This is a genomic window from Sulfurimonas sp., assembly GCF_041583195.1.
Taxonomy (GTDB): domain Bacteria; phylum Campylobacterota; class Campylobacteria; order Campylobacterales; family Sulfurimonadaceae; genus Sulfurimonas.
In genome coordinates, this window is sequence record NZ_JBFHGL010000005.1 from 72086 (window position 1) to 91783 (window position 19698).

A 19698-nucleotide genomic window follows, 5' to 3' on the forward strand; every position below is an offset into this window, starting at 1 on the left:
CTATCTTCACACCATTCCCATATAACTTTCATTTATATATTAATTTATTAATTAAGCCTTAATTATATTTTATGCAATAAAATCAAACTTTAAACATATAGGAAAGGAAGTAATATGAAACAGGTTATAAATATATATAGAAAACATAAAGCGACAGTTGATATCTATTTAACTAACTTTGTCACAAATATAAAAGATGACCCTATAAAAGCTTCTCAGAGCATATTAGACAACAATAAATATGTTCAACTTATATATGCCGTTGACAAAGATTTTAAACAGATAAGCCCCGTAATATGCAAAAAAGAGAATGATTCTGCAAATGTAGGTAATGATAAGAGTCATTATTTTCATAAAATGATTCTTGATGATGAAAATATGTATATATCTAACCCTTATATACACCATCGTACAGGTAAAGCAAGTATATCCGTGGTTTATTTTAAAGATGATACTTATTATGTGTTTGACATAAATTTGATCTATCTTTTGGAAGAATTAAAATTGATAGACTTTAACCATACACATGATAGAGTAAAACGAACAGTATATTTTTTAGGATCGTCAACTCTTACACTTGTAGCTATCAGCCTTATTCTATACGGGCTTTACATATTTGGACAATATATCTTTTTAAATAATGAACTTGATTTATTACACGATAGTTTTAAAGCAATTATTGCAGTAACCCTAGGTTTAGCAATTTTTGATTTAGCTAAGCAAATATTTGAGCATGAAGTATTATTTCAAACACTAGAGCATGATGAAGATAAACAGTATAAAGTGCTTGGTCGCTTTTTAATATCTATAATCATAGCTTTATCGATCGAAACCTTACTTGTAGTTTTTAAAACTGCATTATCCGACAAAGTGGAGAATATGTTGTCCGCATTTTATCTGATTATAGGAACAACTTTTATGCTTGTGGGTCTTGCATGGTTTTACAAAACGATCATTAGAAGTAGTTGCGAATTTAAAAATTAGAGGTACAATTAACTTATGGAACTATTATTAGAATTTTTTACCGCTCTATACGAGCTTAGCAATGCAATGGCTTGGTATATACTTTTTGGACTTGTGTTTGCAGGTATACTGCATGAAATCGTACCAGACAGTATAGTAACAAAGCATTTAGGTAATGAGACTGTATCATCAGTTGCAAAATCAACGATTTTTGGTATACCTTTGCCTGTTTGTTCGTGCGGTGTTATACCTCTGGCTACAAGTATAAAAAAAAGTGGTGCAAGTAAAGGTGCTACTCTAAGCTTTTTAATCTCGACACCTATAACTGGTGTTGATTCAATACTCGCAACCTATGGTATGTTTGGATGGGTTTTTACGATATACAGAGTGCTTACATCAATGATTATAGCCACTATAGCCGGAATTCTTTCAAACATTTATGACAAAGAAGAAGAAAAACCAGCTATGAGTTTTTCTGCAATCAATACAAACAACAAACCGTCAAACACTCAGATGTTCTCAACAACAACGAATTTTGCATCAAAACAGGAAGAGAGTTGTGAGTCTGGTGGTTCTTGTTGTAGTTCAAATAAAGAAGAAAAAGCTAAATTCTCTTTTTCAAAAGCTATGAAGTACGCATTTGTTACTCTACTTGGAGATATTGCAAAACCACTATTTTTGGGTTTAGTGATCGGAGCACTTATAACTATAGCTATACCTCAAAATCTAAGCGATATACTAACTGAATATTCTTGGGTTTCTTATATGTTAGTTATAGCCGTAGCCGTACCTATGTATGTTTGTGCTACAGCTTCACTACCTATAGCTGCAGCTTTTATGCTTAGCGGTGTAAGTGCAGGGGCAGCATTTGTTTTTCTAACTGCAGGTCCTGCGACAAATACTGTTACAATAAGCGTTGTTAAAAAGATGTTAGGTGTTAAAAGCTTATACATATATCTTGGTAGCATTATTATCGGAAGTATGATTTTTGGACTCGGGCTTGATTATGTATTTAATATTACTCAGATAGACCCTTCATCTCTTGTTCATATAAATGAAGAATTTAGTTATTTAGACATTACGAGCAGCATAATTCTTTGGTCTTTTGTATTGTTCTTTATGATAAAATCATATATAAAAAAATAGGTATAAAATGAAAAAAATTTTAATTGTTCACGGTTGGGGCGGAAGCGATTATCCACATTGGCAAAGCTGGCTTGCAGGAGAGCTTGCAAAAGATTACGGTTGTGTATATTTTTTAAAGTTTAGCGATGTAGAAAACCCTACAATTAAAGAGTGGAGTCAAGAGCTTTTAGATGCTATTGATGATTTTAATCCGGATATAGTCATTTGCCATTCACTTGCCAATACACTCTGGTTTCATTTAGCAAATCAAAATAAACTAAAAAAAGTTCAAAAGCTGTTTTTAGTCGCACCACCAAGTATGCATTGTCCTATTGAAGAGCTTAGTGAGTTTTTTCCTTGTAAAATACCAAGCAATCTTTATGCAGAAGATATACTACTGATAGGTTCAACAAACGATCCTTATATGGATGAGAGTGAATTCATAAGAGTTCAAGCAGAACTTGGTGTTGATATGGAATTATTAAAAAATGCCGGACATATAAACACAGATAGTGGTTTTGGTGAATGGAATTGGATTTTAGAACAAGTTAGAAGCTAACTTCAAAGCTAACATCTTAGATGGGAATAACAGGAAATGTTAGCTTTTAGTATTTAAGGAGGTTTCTAAAAGAGTAGCAGTACCCTTTTTTCAGATCTAATTATAAAAAAAAATAATGTGAATTTAGTGTGATGATGAAAAATAAAAAGTTAAAGTTTACAAGCGTAAACTATTTTTTCTAATGTTAAATATTAATATTTTTAACTTTAATAAAAACTTATCATAAAGCTTCATGATATACCCCTTTTTTTATTAAATAATAGAAAAATAATATCATCATTAGAATGAAAATAACATTAACTTTTTAAACAAGTTTATTTCATAAATATCACAAAATCCAGCTAGTAAATTTTCTCTTTTTAATTAATATATTTTTTGTGATATTTTTCATCATAGGAGTTTTTATAGCTACATATGTTTGCCTGTCGTAAATATCTATTTTACCGATATTATCGCCATTTAATCCACCATCGCCTGTAAGCGATCCGAGTACATCGCCTTTTCTTAATTTATCTTTTTTACCACCCTCAATCACAAGTGTAAAAAACTCTGGTTTCATCTCAAAACTACTTGTATCAGGGAACTCATTTATCTTTAAGAATTCTCTTTTTTCATCATTATAAATTTCAACACTTTCCAACTCATATTTTGCATAAAAAGTAGCACTGATTCCTTTTGCTCCTGCACGCCCAGTACGACCGATTCTATGAGTGTAAATCTCTTTTGAATGTGGCAAATTATAATTTACTACCATATCAAGATCTTTTATATCTAATCCTCTGGCCGCTACGTCTGTTGCAACTAACACACGGCAACTTTTGTTAGCAAACTGCACTAACACATCGTTACGTTCATACTGCTCCAAGTCACCGTGCAAAGCAAGAGCGTCTATATTTGAATCCTGTAATTCTTCTGCCAACTCATCACATTCTATCTTTGTATTACAAAACACAATTACATCTTTTGGTTTAAAAGAGGCAAAAAGACCGATCAAGGTTTTAACTTTTAACTCCTCATCAACTTCATAAAAATACTCATCTATCTCATTTGCAGCCTCTTGAATCTGAGCTTCAACTTCCACAGGATCATCTAAAATTGATTTACACAACTCTATTATCTCATCTGGATACGTAGCTGAGAAAAGAAGAGTTTGTCTTTGTTTTGGAGCAAACTCTATAACATTTTGAATCTCTTCTATAAAACCCATGTCAAGCATTCTGTCTGCTTCATCAAGTACCAGCATATTAAGATCTTCAAGATTTAGCGAGTTCTTATTTAGATGTTTTAAAACACGCCCAGGCGTTCCAACAATTATATGAGCCTGATGTCTTAGTGATGATTCCTGATATCTAAAAGACACACCTCCACAAAGTGTTAAGATCTTTATATTGTGTGTAAACTTTGCAATTTGACGAAGCTCGCGTGCAACCTGATCAGCAAGTTCACGTGTGGGACAAAGGACAAGAGACTGGATACGAAATTTTTTAACATCTAGTTTGCTTAAAAGCCCGATTCCAAAAGCTGCCGTCTTACCGCTTCCTGTTTTTGCTTTAGCAATCAGATCGCGTGATTCAAGTATAAAAGGCAGTGCCTTTTCCTGAATAGGAGTCATTGTTTTATACCCAATATTATCTAGGTTTTTAACCATTGTATCTGAGAGTTTTAAAGAGGAGAATTTTTGTGTTTTCATAACGCAAGTATAACCGAATTAGTCTGTATTAACCAGCGGAATTAACAAACTCGTACATTAAAATAGATGCTGCTACGGATACATTAAAACTTTTTACATCCTCTTGCATCTCTATATTAACAACCTCATCACATACATCTAATACTTCTTTAGATATTCCATGTCCTTCACTTCCCATAACAAGTACCCATTTATGATCAGGTTTTACATTTTTTAAAGGGATTGAATCTTCACTTAATTCAGCTGCATAAACTTTATAACCATTGTCTTGCAATTCTTTTATAGTTCTAATTATGTCAGTGTATATGCTGTATTTTAATCTGCTAACATAGCCCATAGAAACTCTTAAGGCACGTCTTCCATAAGGATGTGGCGATTGTTTTGGCAGTAAATAAGAGCTAACCCCAAGACCTGCCATACTTCTTGCGATTGAACCGACATTTTCACTTGAGGTTATATTATCAAGCATCACTATATTGTTGCCAAGCTGATCTAAACTGCACTCTTTTGGTCTTATTCCATGAAGCATACAGTTATGATGAATCTTATGTCCTACTAAATTCTGCATTTGCTCTTTTGTAGCCTTATAGCAAACTATATTATCTCTATTTTTTAAAAGATCAACATGCTTTTCATAGTACTCTTGTGTTGCAAGTATACTTTTGACTACAAGATCACTTTCTAAAAGTATGTTTACAACTTTTGGGGAGTCTGCTACAAAGGAGTTTTGTTCATCAAAAATATTGTCTCTCATCTGATGATATATTTGTAATTCATCAGAGTTTATATCATTTATTTCCACTAATCTCATATTTTAAGATGCACAAGACATAACTCTGTTTCTGCCTTTTCTTTTTGCTTCATATAAAAGTCTATCTACCCTGTTGAACATATCTGTTTTGCTTTCTTTGTCTTGATATTCTCCAACACCAAAACTTGAAGTAATTTTTCCTGCAGTTGAAAAGCTCTCTTGCTCAATTTTTATTCTGAGGTTTTCAGCAAGTTTTGTAGCATTTTCCAAGTTAGTACCAGGAAGAAGAGCTACGAACTCTTCACCACCCCATCTGGCAAAAATATCAACTCTTTTTAAATTTTTTGTAATTAATTCAACGATTCCTTTTAAAACTTCATCGCCTACATGATGTCCAAAATTATCATTAATTGATTTAAAGTGATCAATATCAAGCATAATTATAGAAAGAACATTTTTACTAACCTGAGCTTTTTCTATCTCTAAATCAAAAAATTTCTCAAATTTTGTACGATTAAACGCACCAGTTAAGCTATCAATTGATGCTTCTTCTTCTAAAGACGTAGTCATATTATATAGCTCGTCAATTCTATTTTTCATAGCCATATTCAATGTACTAAGCTGATCTTTTGTTTCTTCAAATTCTGTAACGTCGTGACGAATTGCAATATATTCAACAATATCCCCATCAACATCAAGAATAGGGATGATAGTAGAATCAACAACATATTTTCTTCCGTCTTTACGCATATTTGTAACGACACCGTGCCAAGCCCTTTTACTTTTTATGGTGTCCCATAGCTCTTTAAATACACTACTTGGCATCATAGGGTGGCGAACTATAGAGTGAGGTTTTCCTATAAGTTCAGCCTTTGAATAACCGCTTATCTCACAGAACTTATCGTTTGCATATGTGATTATCCCTTTTGTATTTGACTTTGACACAATATTACTAAGATCAACAGCTTTTTTATACTCGTTTAGAAGGTTAGAGTGTTCATCTTTGAAATTGATCTCATCTTTTTGAATCTGGGTATATACGTCTGAAAGATCTTTGGCTATATTTATAGATACTGATTCTAAATCTTTTTGTAAACCGAAAGACAAAAACTGATGTTCGTAAAAAACATCTGATATTGCGTTTTTAAGGGCTATAAAAAGTTCAAACAGTTCAAAGTTGGTAAAAGAGTTATCACTTAATATTTTTAAAAACTGCATTTTTATAGGACATTCCGCAATAGTTAGCTTCCATTGCATAACGCTTATAAAACAATCTAAAAAATCATAAAACACCTTTCTGTCTGTATCTGAAAGCTTCATAGAGTGTCTTACAAAAATAGTCTCAACTGATTCACAAACTACCCATTTATCAATAATATTGTTTCTATTAATTCTTAAAAAATCAGCAAACTCTTTTAATTCGACTATCTTTTTATTCATTCAGTTACACCCCTTTATCATCCTAATTACAATATTTTACCATTTATATACAAAAAATAAATTTAACAAACTTAGTGTATAATTTCATGATGAAAATATTTATATCTTTTGTATTAATTTTAACATTTAACGTTTATGCTAGTGAAGATTTTGAAGACAGTTTTGAAAATGAGTTTGAACAAGAACTGGTAGCCGAAGAGAAAGAGGGAGAGGTCTTTGATCCTCTATACGGGTACAACAGAGTTATGACAGATTTTAATGATGTCGTTATGATCAATGTTTTTCAGCCGGTAATAGATGGGTATAAATATGTTGTGCCACGACCTGCTAGAAAATCTATAGATAACTTTTTTAATAATCTGTATTATCCAATAAGTTTATGTAACAATCTATTACAGCTAAAGTTTAAACACTCAGGTAATGAAACGTTGCGTTTTATAACAAACTCAACTTTAGGACTTTTGGGGCTTTTTGATGTAGCAGATGAATGGTTTGATATCAAACCACATAAAGAAGATTTTGGGCAAACGCTTGGACATTACGGTGTTGGTTCAGGTTTTCCAATTGTTATTCCATTTCTTGGTCAATCAAACTTAAGAGACTTTGGTAGTCTTTTTGTTGATGCTTATGCTGATCCTATATACTGGTACACTTCAGATATAGATGATGATATGGTATCATACGGGACATATATAGGTATAAGATCTTTTAAATTGCTCAACGACTATTCACTCAGTGAGATTAGTTATGAGGATTTTACAAAAGATGCAATCGATCTATATCCGTTTATACGTGATGCATATGAACAAAATAGAAATAAACTAATAGGGGAATAGTTGTGAAAGTAGTTTTAAGTTTTTTAATTGGAATTTTTTTACCTCTTTATCTAAACGCACAAAGCAGTGATGAAAAGCTGTTGCACGATAAAATGAGTGTGATTTCTAAAAACTTTTTTAACATTTTAAACGATGAGAAAAATGATTCTCAAATGCGTAGAGATAAAATAATAAAAGAGGTTATACACCTTTTTGACTTTGAACTTATGGCAAGATTGTCATTAGAAAAAAATATAAAAAAATCAATCTCTCAAGAGGAATATAAAGAGTTTACTGAGATATTTGAAACTTATATCAAAAACTTTTATCTTGATAAACTTGATCTGTTAAAGGGTTCAACTTCGACAATAAAAGATGTAAAACAAAGCAAAAAAAACCGTATCACCGTTAATGCTTCAGTTGATTCTAAAGAGAGTTCAACTTCGGTTGTATATAAGTTTTACAAAACAAAACAGAACAAATGGCTGATCTATGATTTAGAGATCGCTAATGTGAGCATACTAAAAAGTTACCGTGCACAATTTAGCAGTTATCTAAGTGAACACACTTTTAATGAGTTGTTAATAAAACTTAAAACACAAGCATGATAAAGAATCTTTACGAAAAAATTATCCTAGGATATCCTAAATATATACTTATTTTTGTATCTCTATTTATATCTTTTTTAGCTTATGAAGCATTCAATCTAAAAATTGATGCATCTGCTAAAACACTGCTTTTGGAAAATGATAAAGATCTCGCATACTCCAGAGAAGTTTATAAAAGATACAAAACACTAGACTTTCTTTTAATAGCTTACACACCAGAAACAGCTTTACTAGATGATATAACCCTTAACAATATCAGAAATATATCATCGGATCTAGAAAAAATTCCGCTTGTTGACTCTGTAAATACAATACTAAATATCCCTCTACTTCAATCATCAAACCTATCTTTTGCAGAACTTGCAAACGGTGCAGTAACTTTAAACGACAAAGGTGTAGATAAAAAAGCTGTTAAACATGAGCTTTTAAACAACCCTTTATATGTTGAAAACTTTGTAAGCAGGGACTTTAAAACAACTTCAATAATGATCAATTTAAAAGACAACACTTCTAAAGAGATCAATCATAAAACAATACTAGAAGTACGTGCTGTTATGCAAAAATATAAAGCTGATGCAAAAATGTTCCTAGGCGGAGCAAATATGATAGCCGATGATATGATCACCTATGTTAAAAGTGATCTCAAAGAGTATGGTTCAATTGTTCTTGTTCTATTAATTGTAATTCTATATATAGTTTTTAAAGAGATCAAATGGGTACTTATTCCATTAAGTATTCTTTTTGCATCTATTGTCGCTTCTACAGGTGTGTTAGGTTTTTTTGGATGGGAAGTTACGGTTGTATCTTCAAACTTTATATCTTTTCAACTCATACTTACAACATCTATTGTTATTCACCTAGTTGTAAGGTATAGAGAACTTGCTTCAAAAGAGAACGAGCTGATTCAAAAAGATTTAGTTCTAGCAACCGTATCATCTATGGCACAACCTACATTCTTTGCTATTTTAACTACAATAGCAGGTTTTTCATCACTAGTCTTTTCAGGAATTTTACCAGTTATAAATCTTGGCTGGATGATGAGTACAAGTTTGGTATTATCATTCTTTCTTACATATGCAATGTTTGGCTCTATAATGATGTATCTAAAACCATCAAAACCAAATATAACTTTTGAAAAAAAATATGCTATTACACAGCTTCTCTCAAACATGGTTCAAAAACACTATGTTGCAATATATGTAATGTCTATTTTAATGGTAGTTTTTAGTATTAGCGGTGCATCAAAACTTATAGTTGAAAATAGCTTTATAAATTACTTTAAATCATCTACCGAGATATACCAAGGGATGAGTATAATTGATCAAAAACTCGGAGGAACTACACCTCTAGATGTAACAATAGATCTTATTGAAGATACTCCTCAAGAAGACTCAAGTAATAATATGGGTTCATATGACGATTCACTTGATGAATTTGAAGATGAGTTTAGCAGTGGGGAACAAGAGAATCAATACTGGTTTACATCAACCAAGATGCAAAAAATAGAAAAGGTCCATGCATATTTGGAGTCTATTCCGGAACTTGGGAAGGTTCTTTCTTTCGGGACTGTTTTAAGAGTGGGTAAAAGCATAAATGAAAATAAAGAATTAGGTAATTTTGAGCTTGGTCTACTATATAATGAATTCCCAGAAGATTTAAAAAAACAGGTTTTAAAACCATATCTTAGTATTGAAGATAATCAAGTACGCTTTAATATACGCATAGTTGATTCTAACCCTGAACTTAGAAGAGATGAACTTTTAAAGAAAATAAAACATGAACTTCACGAAAAACTAGGAATTAAAAAAGAACATATTCACCTATCAGGGCTAATGCTTTTATACAACAATATGCTTCAGAGCCTATTTAATTCTCAAATAGTGACATTAAGCATAATGGTTGTATTTTTATTCTTCATGTTTTGGGCTTTATTTAGATCATTTAGAATAGGACTTGTAGCTATTATTGCAAATATAATCCCTATCGGTATAGTATTTGGTTTTATGGGCTGGTTTAATATACCGCTTGACATAATGACGATCACTATCGCTTCTATTAGTATAGGTATTGCGGTAGATGACACCATTCACTACCTTTATAGATATAGAAATGAATATTCAAAACTGGGAAATTATATAGAAGCTATGCAGACATCACATACAAGCATTGGTCATGCTATGACATATACTTCACTCGCAATATCTATAGGTTTCTTGGTATTGGTGTTATCCCCGTTTACTCCGACTATATATTTCGGGCTTTTAACGGTTGTGGCTATGCTTGTAGCACTTGCTACGGATCTTCTTCTACTTCCAAGGCTTGTTATAAGATTTCATGCCTTTAAAGGTTTATCTTCTTGAGTTTAAACCTTTAGTTATTGAATCGTTTATCTCCGATTTATAGTCAGGATTATTTTTAACAAGTTCTTTGTCTAATTTCAAGATCATATCTTTAGTAGCATTTTTGTGTCTGCATAGAGTAACAAATATTTCCATGTATGCATCAAATTTAGGGTTAATTCTAACCCCTAGCTTTTCTGGAATATTTTTGTGATATTTCAAAACCATATCTACAGCTTCGGCAAGTTCTTCCTTTGTCGAAGTACGGTTTCTAATAACATGTCTGATTGAGTCTAAATCTGTTTTCTTTTTCGGTTCTGATGGAGTAACATACTCTTTTTTAGTTGTTAAATCAACTTTTGGTTTTAGCATTATAAAGATTAATAACCCTAGTATTACAACTAAACCTGCTATTGCTTCTATTAATATACTAGCTTCCATATGTATGTTGCCTTTTGTTTTTATATCGGCATTATATCTAATTCTATTGAGGTATATTGAAAATTAATGGTGGACAATGAGGGATTCGAACCCTCGATAGGTTGCCCTATACTCGCGTTCCAGGCGAGCGCCTTCGACCACTCGGCCAACTGTCCACTGTAGTGAAAGCGAATTTTACAGTTATATAGCCCAAAAACGACTTAAAAAAGTGGGTGGCAGAATTTTTTACATTCTACCTTTGCCCATACCTTGACCTTGCCCCATACCTTTCTTCATACCTTGACCCATGCCTTTTTGCATACCTTGACCTTGTCCCATACCTTTTCCTGGTCTAGTATTGAAACGTTCTTTTTGTTCCTGATTCATTGATTTATAACGATTTTGAAGTTCATAGTGAAGTTCATTTCGCTCTTGTTGAGTCTTAGGCGTCCCTCTAAGTTCTAGTAATTCATCTGTACTCATACTACCATAATTTGCAGCATATAAACCCATTGAACTAAACAACATTGCTACTGCAATTAGTTTAAAACTTTTCATAACGAATCCTTTAAAATAAATTTATATAAGCATTATAACACCTTATTTCACAATTGCCTTTAAATCTTTTTTTTGTCTCTTTTAGATATCATACGAAAAAAATAAATGGGGAGAGATGGTTTGTTAAACTTTACATCTTTTTTAAAACTCCTAAAAGAGTCTTTTAGAGATCTATTACCTATTATACTGGTTATATTATTTTTTCAATTGGCAATAATCCAAACAGTACCAGATAACTGGCTAAGTACTACTATAGGTCTAACCATAGTCGGTGTAGGTCTAGCTGTATTTTTACTTGGACTAGAAGTTGGAATATTCCCGGTTGGGGAAGGCTTAGCAAGAGATTTTGCACATAAAGGCTCCACTATATGGATCATCCTTTTTGCCTTTATGATAGGTTTTGGTACTACTATAGCAGAACCTGCACTTGTTGTTATTGCAGATAAAGCAGCAGCTATAAGTAGTGGTCGTATAGATGCCAATACTCTCCGTACTGTAGTAGCCTTATCTGTTGGTTTTGCTATAGTTCTTGGTGTATGGAGGATTATAAAAGGTCATCCTATTCACTATTATATAATAGCCGGATATATCCTTGTTGTAGCATCTACTACGGTCTCTCCACACGAAATAGTCGGTCTTGCATTTGATCTCGGTGGTGTGACAACTTCAACAGTAACAGTACCTCTTGTTGCAGCACTTGGTATCGGTTTAGCATCTACAATAAAGGGGCGCAATCCTGTACTTGATGGTTTTGGACTGATAGCTTTTGCATCTTTAACTCCAATGATCTTCGTTCAGTTTTACGGTATCTTCGTATACGAATATGTAGAAGCTACAGAGAGTGTAAAACAAGTAGCTACTCATGTAGCTGAGACATCTGCTGTTTATAACTTATCTGTTGTAAACATATTAAAAGGGATTATGGGTGTTATAGGGGATGTAGCACCTATTCTTTTAGTTATTCTATTCTTTCAATACATTGTGCTTAAAAAGCCTATTGAGAACTTTAGAAATGTAGTTATAGGCTTTGGTTTAGTTATTATTGGTCTTGACGCATTTATTGTCGGTTTAGAGATGGGTCTTTTCTCTCTTGGTGAAATGATGGCATTGCAACTTACAGAGAATGATTCACATGTAATAATCTACTCTTTTGCATTTGCTATAGGTTTTTCAACCACTATGGCGGAGCCGTCACTAACAGCTATTGCAAAAAAAGCTCAACAAATATCTGATGGAAAGATCAACGACTTCGTACTACGTATGTTCGTAGCATTAGGAGTTGCTATCGGTATAGCTCTTGGTTCATTTAGAATTGTTCACGGAGGTGACATTGTTTATTATATCTCTGTGGGTTATATATTTGTTATTGTTTTAACTTTTATTGCTCCAAAATACATAATACCTATTGCATATGACAGTGGCGGGGTTACAACTTCAACAGTTACAGTTCCACTAGTTGCTGCTCTTGGTTTAGGTCTAGCGACAAATATACCTGGACGTGATCCTCTAATAGATGGTTTTGGACTTATTGCCTTTGCTTCACTTTTTCCTATGCTAACAGTTATGAGTTATGGTGTTATAACTGAGAAAATCGGTGTCAAAGGTGAACAGGAAAAAGAAGAACTTCATATGGAAGAGCTTCGTCATGCACTCGAACATGCAGAAGATATGGGTCTATCAACCGTAAATATTCAAGGTACGGACAAACGCCACTCTTACTCTATGCAGTTCTCTGCCGTACACGTTATTGTCCCTCATGATAGAGAAGATGAAGCTGTACTGGCTGCAAAAGAAGCCGGTGCTCGCGGTGTAACAATAATGCAGGCTCATGGAATGGGACTTGATGAGATGGATAACTTTTATAATCGCTTACACTCTGAAGCTACTGATTCTAACTTAATGTTTATAACACCGACGAGAAATGTAGATACTATTATCAAAAAAGTTATGAAAGATCTAGATATTACGGGAAGTGGAGAAGGTATTGCATATTCATACCCTATTACGCATTTAAAAGGTTTAACACTCAAACTTGCAGATCTATAGCAAAAGCTATAGACTGTATGCAAATCTTTCAGGGTCTATATAACACTTGTCTTTTTTTATAAGTATTGACTCATCACCCTTTTTAGCTTTTTTAAAAAACTCTTTTTCTATCTTTTTACGTTTTTCTTTTTTGTATCCGCTTGATTTTAAAAACTCTTTTAAAGAGACCCAGTTTTCTTCTATGATAGGTTCACTGTGAACTTCTAGTGTTTCGATCTCGGCATCAACACTATCTTGTATTTCAGGTTTTGACTCTAACATCAAGTTTGAGGAGATCATGTTAATTATGTTTTTTAACTGTTCATCTTTTTCTTTATAGATGCTCTCTATCTTCTCACGCTCTTCTATAAGCATTTGCTCTTTTTGATCACGTAAAGAACGAGTTTCATCTTCAAGTTTTTCAACTTTTTGTTGAAGTTTTGAGTTTTGTTCTTCTAAAAATTCATAATACTTTGTATCAGGGCTGTTTGGTTTTGAGGGTGAAGTTTTTTTAGACTTTGAAGCGCTTGAAGATTTCTCATCTACATTTACATATTTTTGTCCGCCTACCATTTCACTTGCTAGTGAACCGCGTCTTATTCTATTATGAATCGCCTCTTTAGAAACTCCGAAAAACTCAGCTGCATCAGCTACACTCATCTTTTTCATGATAATCTTCCTATTATCTCATATTTTCAAATGTTAGTGGAGCTTCCCACTCGCCTGACCGAATCTCTCTCATAACTTTCTGCAGATCATCAAGATTTTTACCCTTGACTCTAATGCTGTCACCCTCTATTTGAGCAGTAACTTTGAGTTTTAACTTTTTAATATCGGCTGTTATTTTTTTGGCTTCTTTAGACTCTATATAATCTACAACTTTAAAAGTAGCCTTTCTTGTACCACCAGATGCATCTTCAACTCTAAGTTCATCTAAAACTTTTGAGCTAAGCCCCTGTTTTAAAAACTTTGATATTACAATGTCTTTTAGTGCATCTAGTTTATTATCACTTGAAGCAACAAGTATTAAAGCTTTCTCTTTTTCTTTAAAAGTAACTTCGTATGTAGTACCTTTAAAGTCGTATCTGTTTGCTACTTCCCTGTCTACTAAATTGATAGCATTTTTAAAATTTTGCAAATCTATTTTTGCCGTTATATCAAACGAGTGTTCCTTCGCCATACAATAATCCCTTATAACTGTTTGGATAATTATAACACAACTAAAAACTTGTTAGTTCTAAAAACTGAGTCCTCCGCCAAAATTACCAAAGTTTGGATCCATATATCCGTATTGAGAAGATTTCATTCTAAGTTTTTCGATGTCGGCTTTGCTTGAAATATCTTGTGGACAAACCATTGTACATTCATTACACAGTGTACAATCCCAAATACCTGTAGATTGTACAGTGTCGATCTTCTCTTTCACATCGGCATCCCTAACATCACTAACATACTTATAAACACGTGTAAGTGAGAACGGTCCTTTAAATTCACTATTTACTGCATAAACAGGACAAGCACTATAACATGAACCACAAAGTATACAGTCACTCTGAACTTCGTTTAGTTTTTCTGCTTCTTCACTAACATCAGGTGTAGTATCACATGAGTTTAACCATGCTTTACTCTTAGCGTTAAATTCTAAAGCTTTGTCCATATCTACAACAAGATCACGGATAAGTGGTACATTTTTAAGAGGTTCTATAACATCACCGTCTTGAGGTTTGTATGTACATGCAAGAACTTCTTTTTCATTAGCACGCATTGCACAAGAACCACATACACTACTTCTGCATCCACTACTGTATGTAAGAGTCGGATCTACTTTTGTTTTAATAAAGTTGAGAACTTCTAAAAGTGTTGAACCCTCTTGGCTAGCCACATCATACTCTACCAATTCTTCTCTTTGTATTTTTATCTTCATGATGCTACAACTCCATTTATATCTACTATTGTATGTTTGCTATATGCTTCATCTATGACAGGATAGTCACTTCTAAAGTGTGCTCCACGACTCTCTTCTCTATCAAGTGCACCTTTTAATACAAGACGGCTCAGCTCCAGCATATTTTTAAATTCTAAAAACTCAATTAGGTTAGTGTTATAGATCTTAGATTTATCTTGTACACCCATTAAAGGTAATTTAGAGAGATACTCTTTTACAGTATTTAAACTCTCTTGTAGTGCTTCTTTGTCCCTTGAGATACCTACATTTTTATAAAACATATTCCCCATAGATTCTCTTAACTCATAAAAATCTATCTCATTTGTATACTCGCTTATTTCATCAAGTATATTTGAATCTAAACTAGCAGCTTTTATATCATCTGTATTTTGGGCAAACTTAGATGCACTAATACCAGCTTCTTTACCAAATACAACTAACTCTAGCAGCGAATTTCCGCCTAAACGGTTTGCTCCGTGAACTCTATGATTTGCACACTCACCACATGCAAACAAACCGCTAACTATTGTTTGAGAATCTTTAGAGACCTCTATTCCACCCATAGTATAATGTGCTACAGGTTTAATGGGGATAAGATCATTTACTGGATCAACATTCTCATAAAGTTTTGCAAGTTTTCTCTCTTGAGGTAGTTCATGATCAATAAACTCCTCACCTAGATGACGAATATCTAAAAATATATCCTCACCCTTTGCTATCTCTTCATGTATAGCAAGTGCTACCTTGTCACGTGGAAGAAGTTCATCAACAAAACGCTCTCCCTTTGAGTTTAAAAGATATCCACCTGCACCGCGGGCAGATTCAGATATTAAAATAGATGAGTTTTTAAGAGCTGTTGGATGAAACTGTACAAACTCCATATCACTAACTCTAGCCCCTGCTCTAATTGCAGCAGCCAAACCATCACCACTTGTACCTACTGCATTTGTCGAGTGCTTATCGTAAATACGCGCATATCCACCCGTTGCTAGAATTACGGCAGGTGCTTCATAGATCTCAATCTCACCGTTGCGTTTGTTTAAAACACTAACACCACTAACCTTATTCTCCGTAGTTAGTATATCTAACAGAAACATGTCGTTCTTTATCTCAATACCGCGTTTTAAAACTTGATCGTAAAGTGTATGAAGTATTTTAAGTCCTGTATAGTCTTGGGCATAGCAGGCTCTGTCACCTGTAGCACCACCAAGACGACGATGAGCTATTTTTCCATCACTAGTACGTGAGAACTGAACGCCGATATTATCTAGCCACTCCAGTGCATTTGGAGCCTCACTACACATTTTTGTAACTTCATCTTCATTTGCAATACCTGCAGCAGACTTTAATGTATTTGCAATGTGTTCTTCAACAGAATCGTTTTCTGAGTGTTTTAAAACCGCATTAATTCCACCCTGAGCCATAGATGTCTGGCTTCTAGTTGGATAATCTTTTGTCAAAATGGTAACGTCACTACCATTATCGTGTGCATTGATTGCAGCAACTAATCCTGCTCCACCGGCACCAACAACTAAAACTTTATTTTTCATATTATAGTTTCCTTATTTAGCTATCACGAATTATACAAGAAACTTTCCTTTGAGATATTTAGAGTATAATATAAAGAGTAAAATTAAGGGATTTAATATTTTTAGCATCACTTATAAAGAATTTCAGCAAGCTGTTGAGACACTTGGTCTTATCGGTGTTGAAACAAAAGACGGTATAAAAAAGCGTTATCAAAAGCTCTCTCGTGAATTTCATCCTGATATGCCAGATGGTTCAACCGAAAAGTTTCAAGAGATAAATAAAGCGTACAAAATTCTTATGGAGTACGTAGATAATTTTAGATTCCGTTTTACAAAAGAGGAGTTTGGAAATCAGCGTCCCTTTTCAGTTGATGATGATTCCAATTCAAATCACATAGCAAAATAAGCTATAGCCACGTAGCGAGCAACTCTCAAAGTACCTGCAATTATTAAAAATACTAAAAAGTTCAGTCTTAAAACACCTGCAACTAACGTTAGAGGATCACCAATAACAGGCAACCATGAAAAAAGCAGTATCGGATAGCCGTATTTTTTTCCATATTCCAAAGAGTTTTTGCCTACTTTACTTTTCTCTAGTCTTTCATGAGTTTTCTCATAAAGCCAGTATCCAAACCAGTAGTTAACTATAATTGCTAAAACATTTCCTATTGAAGCTACAATAATAGCTGTAGACTTTGGCATATCGTTTGCGATCGCAGTTACAAAAGCTATCTCGGAAGAGAAAGGAAAGATGGTAGCTGCCAGAAATGCTGAAATAAAAAGTGCTACTTCTGGCATATTTGCAACCTAAAAACTCGACTTTATATTTTCGATAATTGAAGCTATCAAAGTATCTCTAGCCTCATCTGAAGCCCAAGCTATATGTGGAGTAATATATAGCTTGTCTTTATTTTTTATGCTTAAAAGAGGATGATTTTGCACCATTGGTTCTTTGCTTAATACATCAAGACCAAATGAAATATTTTTCTCATCTATAATCTTAACAACAGCATCCTCATTTACTATACCGCCGCGCCCAAGGTTTAAAACAATAGCCCGGTCTTTACACATTAACAACTGTTCATAATCCAAAAGATTGTCAGTTTTTTCATTTAAAGGTGCATGTATTGAGATAATGTCTGATTCTTTTAAAAGTGTTTGCAGATCAACCTGCTCAAAAGTATTATCTGAGTTTTGTCCACTAGTTGAATAGTAAGAGATATTTGCTCCAAAAATTTTAGCTATATTTGCAACACCTTTTCCAATTGTTCCTAAACCTATGATCCCCCATTTTTTGTTCTTGATCTCAAAAAATGGTTTTGATATATCTGTAAAAATCTGGCTTTTAGAATAACTTCCATCTTTTACAAACTCATCATAATAGCGAGAGTGTCCTATTAGATAAAAAAGCATACTAAATGTATGCTGGATCACTGAATCAGTTGAATATCCTGCTACATTTTTAACTTCGATTCCTCTTTTTGCCGCAGCATCAAGGTCAACATTATTCATCCCTGTTGCAGCGATACAGATAAGTTTTAAATTTTTTGCTTCACTCATTAATTCATCTGTTATAAGAACTTTGTTTGTTACTATAACATCTGCATCTGTTATACGTGAAGCTGTTTGTTCACTTGAAGTGGTCTGGTAAACTTCTACATCACCAAACTGATTAAATGCGCTTAGATCAGTATCTCCAAAAGTCAGTGCATCTAAAATAGCTATTTTCATTAAACATCTCTTACTTTTTTAATTAGCTCGCGCGACTTCTCTAGTGCTTTTTCAACTTTATCAAAAACAAGTGCTACGGCTAAACGACGCCCTTTATGAGCTTCTGGTTTTCCAAATACTCTCACATATGAGTTATCAGTAAATAAAGATTCATCTACTTCAACTACAGGTGCATATGAATCTACTTCAGATTTAAATGCAGCAGATGCGCCATCACCATAAAATGTAAATCCAAGTGGTAGACCAAGAACCGCACGCAAGTGAATTGCAAATTCACTCTGGCTTTGTGTTATTAAAGTTACCATACCCGTATCGTGAGGACGTGGGCTTACTTCTGAGAAATAAACTGTATCACCTTTTACGAAAAGCTCAACACCAAACAGTCCTTGACCACCTAAACCATCAGTTATACGTTTTGCAATGTCTTGAGCATTTTCCAATGCTTTAGGACTCATCTGCATCGGCTGCCAAGAAAATACATAATCACCATCACGCTGCTCGTGACCTATAGGCTCACAGAAAACTGTCTCATTACCGTTTCTCGCAGTTAAAAGAGTAATCTCATAATCAAAATCAACAAATGCTTCTACAATCAATTCGCTTGCATCACCGCGAGCTTCTTTTGCTTCTTCCCAAGAATGAGGAATATCTGCTTCACTACGAGCTACAGATTGACCGTGACCAGATGAACTCATAACTGGTTTAATAACAACAGGAAAACCCAACTCTTTTGCTGCTTCAAGTAAACCTTCTTGAGTCGTTACAAATTTATATGGGCCTGTTTTTAGTCCAAGCTCTTCTGCGGCAAATGTACGAATATTTTTTCTATTCATAGTTTTACTAACTGCATCTGCATTAGGAATAACGTTAAAACCCTCTTTTTCTGCTTCAAAAAGAGCATCTATAGATAAAGCTTCAACTTCAGGAAGGATAAAATCTGGTTTCTCTTTACGGATGATCTCTAAAATTGCATCTTTATTTTGCATATTTACAACGTATGAGCGATGAGCAACTTGGTGTGCAGGAGCATTTTCATATTTATCAACTGCTATAGTCTCAAGACCTAGTCTTTGAGCTTCAATAACAACTTCTTTTCCAAGTTCACCTGAACCTAGTAACATTACTTTTTTTGAGTTTGATTTAAGGGGTGCGCAGAATTGCATTATGAATAATTCCTCTTGTAAAATATAAGAGGAATTA

Annotated in this window: 20 protein-coding genes and 1 tRNA gene; 8 read left to right on the forward strand and 13 right to left on the reverse strand. The window is 33.6% G+C overall.

What is annotated here, in order from left to right; translation table 11 throughout:
* The first annotated feature begins 114 nt into the window (after nt 1-114).
* From ABZA65_RS06255 to ABZA65_RS06265, 3 genes are read left to right on the forward strand one after another with little or no spacing between them, the layout of a single operon-like run.
* Nucleotides 115-984, forward strand: a complete 870-nt coding sequence (locus ABZA65_RS06255) for a hypothetical protein (protein WP_373071786.1) — start codon at nt 115-117, stop codon at nt 982-984.
* 15 nt (nt 985-999) lie between these two features.
* Entirely contained in the window at nt 1000-2109 is a 1110-nt protein-coding gene (locus ABZA65_RS06260) for an SO_0444 family Cu/Zn efflux transporter (protein WP_373071788.1), read from the forward strand.
* A 7-nt stretch (nt 2110-2116) separates the two neighbouring features.
* Nucleotides 2117-2647, forward strand: a complete 531-nt coding sequence (locus ABZA65_RS06265; protein WP_373071790.1) for an RBBP9/YdeN family alpha/beta hydrolase — start codon at nt 2117-2119, stop codon at nt 2645-2647.
* 328 nt (nt 2648-2975) lie between these two features.
* On the opposite strand, the gene dbpA is transcribed toward ABZA65_RS06265, so the two are convergent.
* From dbpA to ABZA65_RS06280, 3 genes are read right to left on the reverse strand one after another with little or no spacing between them, the layout of a single operon-like run.
* Nucleotides 2976-4337 (reverse strand): ATP-dependent RNA helicase DbpA, encoded by a 1362-nt coding sequence (dbpA, locus tag ABZA65_RS06270; RefSeq protein ID WP_373071792.1) that lies wholly within the window; start codon nt 4335-4337, stop codon nt 2976-2978.
* A 28-nt stretch (nt 4338-4365) separates the two neighbouring features.
* Nucleotides 4366-5148, reverse strand: a complete 783-nt coding sequence (locus ABZA65_RS06275; RefSeq protein ID WP_373071794.1) for a TrmH family RNA methyltransferase — start codon at nt 5146-5148, stop codon at nt 4366-4368.
* 3 nt (nt 5149-5151) lie between these two features.
* Nucleotides 5152-6528: a diguanylate cyclase gene (locus ABZA65_RS06280; RefSeq protein ID WP_373071796.1), complete on the reverse strand. Its 1377-nt coding sequence runs from the start codon at nt 6526-6528 to the stop codon at nt 5152-5154.
* 89 nt (nt 6529-6617) lie between these two features.
* On the opposite strand from ABZA65_RS06280, the gene ABZA65_RS06285 reads away from it, so the two are divergent.
* Genes ABZA65_RS06285 through ABZA65_RS06295 form a run of 3 tightly spaced genes read left to right on the forward strand, consistent with a single transcriptional unit; the run spans nt 6618 to nt 10311 of the window.
* Nucleotides 6618-7364, forward strand: coding sequence for a VacJ family lipoprotein (locus tag ABZA65_RS06285; protein ID WP_373071798.1), 747 nt, complete (start codon nt 6618-6620; stop codon nt 7362-7364).
* Between the two features lie 2 nt (nt 7365-7366).
* Entirely contained in the window at nt 7367-7951 is a 585-nt protein-coding gene (locus tag ABZA65_RS06290) for an ABC transporter substrate-binding protein (protein WP_373071800.1), read from the forward strand.
* A complete protein-coding gene (locus tag ABZA65_RS06295; protein WP_373071802.1) occupies nt 7948-10311 on the forward strand; it encodes an RND family transporter in 2364 nt (787 codons plus the stop codon). Before ABZA65_RS06290 ends, ABZA65_RS06295 begins: the two co-directional genes overlap by 4 nt.
* Here ABZA65_RS06295 and ABZA65_RS06300 read toward each other — a convergent pair.
* The 3 genes from ABZA65_RS06300 to ABZA65_RS06310 all read right to left on the reverse strand — a co-directional run bounded on the left by ABZA65_RS06300 (nt 10300) and on the right by ABZA65_RS06310 (nt 11268).
* The gene (locus ABZA65_RS06300; protein WP_373071804.1) at nt 10300-10731 is read right to left on the reverse strand and encodes a hypothetical protein; all 432 of its coding nucleotides are present in this window, start codon (nt 10729-10731) and stop codon (nt 10300-10302) included. The two genes, ABZA65_RS06295 and ABZA65_RS06300, sit on opposite strands and share 12 nt — an antisense overlap.
* A gap of 67 nt (nt 10732-10798) precedes the next feature.
* A tRNA-Ser gene (locus ABZA65_RS06305) sits at nt 10799-10886 on the reverse strand.
* Between the two features lie 70 nt (nt 10887-10956).
* A complete protein-coding gene (locus ABZA65_RS06310; protein ID WP_373071806.1) occupies nt 10957-11268 on the reverse strand; it encodes a hypothetical protein in 312 nt (103 codons plus the stop codon).
* 120 nt (nt 11269-11388) lie between these two features.
* Between ABZA65_RS06310 and ABZA65_RS06315 the strand changes: the two genes are divergently transcribed.
* Nucleotides 11389-13314, forward strand: a complete 1926-nt coding sequence (locus ABZA65_RS06315) for a DUF1538 domain-containing protein (protein ID WP_373071807.1) — start codon at nt 11389-11391, stop codon at nt 13312-13314.
* Between the two features lie 6 nt (nt 13315-13320).
* Here the strand turns inward: ABZA65_RS06315 and ABZA65_RS06320 are convergent, their stop codons facing one another.
* From ABZA65_RS06320 to ABZA65_RS06335, 4 genes are read right to left on the reverse strand one after another with little or no spacing between them, the layout of a single operon-like run.
* Nucleotides 13321-13962 carry a DNA-binding protein gene (locus ABZA65_RS06320; protein ID WP_373071809.1) on the reverse strand — a complete coding sequence of 214 codons (642 nt, stop codon included), beginning with the start codon at nt 13960-13962 and terminating at the stop codon, nt 13321-13323.
* 13 nt (nt 13963-13975) lie between these two features.
* A complete protein-coding gene (locus ABZA65_RS06325) occupies nt 13976-14473 on the reverse strand; it encodes a YajQ family cyclic di-GMP-binding protein (protein ID WP_373071811.1) in 498 nt (165 codons plus the stop codon).
* A 57-nt stretch (nt 14474-14530) separates the two neighbouring features.
* Entirely contained in the window at nt 14531-15217 is a 687-nt protein-coding gene (locus ABZA65_RS06330; protein ID WP_373071813.1) for a succinate dehydrogenase/fumarate reductase iron-sulfur subunit, read from the reverse strand.
* The gene (locus ABZA65_RS06335) at nt 15214-16788 is read right to left on the reverse strand and encodes an FAD-dependent oxidoreductase (protein ID WP_373071814.1); all 1575 of its coding nucleotides are present in this window, start codon (nt 16786-16788) and stop codon (nt 15214-15216) included. Before ABZA65_RS06335 ends, ABZA65_RS06330 begins: the two co-directional genes overlap by 4 nt.
* A 49-nt stretch (nt 16789-16837) precedes the next feature.
* Between ABZA65_RS06335 and ABZA65_RS06340 the strand changes: the two genes are divergently transcribed.
* Entirely contained in the window at nt 16838-17173 is a 336-nt protein-coding gene (locus ABZA65_RS06340; RefSeq protein ID WP_373071815.1) for a J domain-containing protein, read from the forward strand.
* Here the strand turns inward: ABZA65_RS06340 and ABZA65_RS06345 are convergent.
* From ABZA65_RS06345 to purT, 3 genes are read right to left on the reverse strand one after another with little or no spacing between them, the layout of a single operon-like run.
* Complete coding sequence (locus tag ABZA65_RS06345; protein WP_373071817.1) at nt 17158-17565, reverse strand: YqaA family protein; 408 nt, start codon at nt 17563-17565, stop codon at nt 17158-17160. The two genes, ABZA65_RS06340 and ABZA65_RS06345, sit on opposite strands and share 16 nt — an antisense overlap.
* A gap of 9 nt (nt 17566-17574) precedes the next feature.
* Complete coding sequence (locus ABZA65_RS06350; protein ID WP_373071818.1) at nt 17575-18498, reverse strand: D-2-hydroxyacid dehydrogenase; 924 nt, start codon at nt 18496-18498, stop codon at nt 17575-17577.
* Nucleotides 18498-19661: a formate-dependent phosphoribosylglycinamide formyltransferase gene (purT, locus tag ABZA65_RS06355; protein WP_373071820.1), complete on the reverse strand. Its 1164-nt coding sequence runs from the start codon at nt 19659-19661 to the stop codon at nt 18498-18500. The genes ABZA65_RS06350 and purT overlap by 1 nt, the downstream gene beginning before the upstream one ends.
* Nucleotides 19662-19698 lie beyond the last annotated feature (37 nt).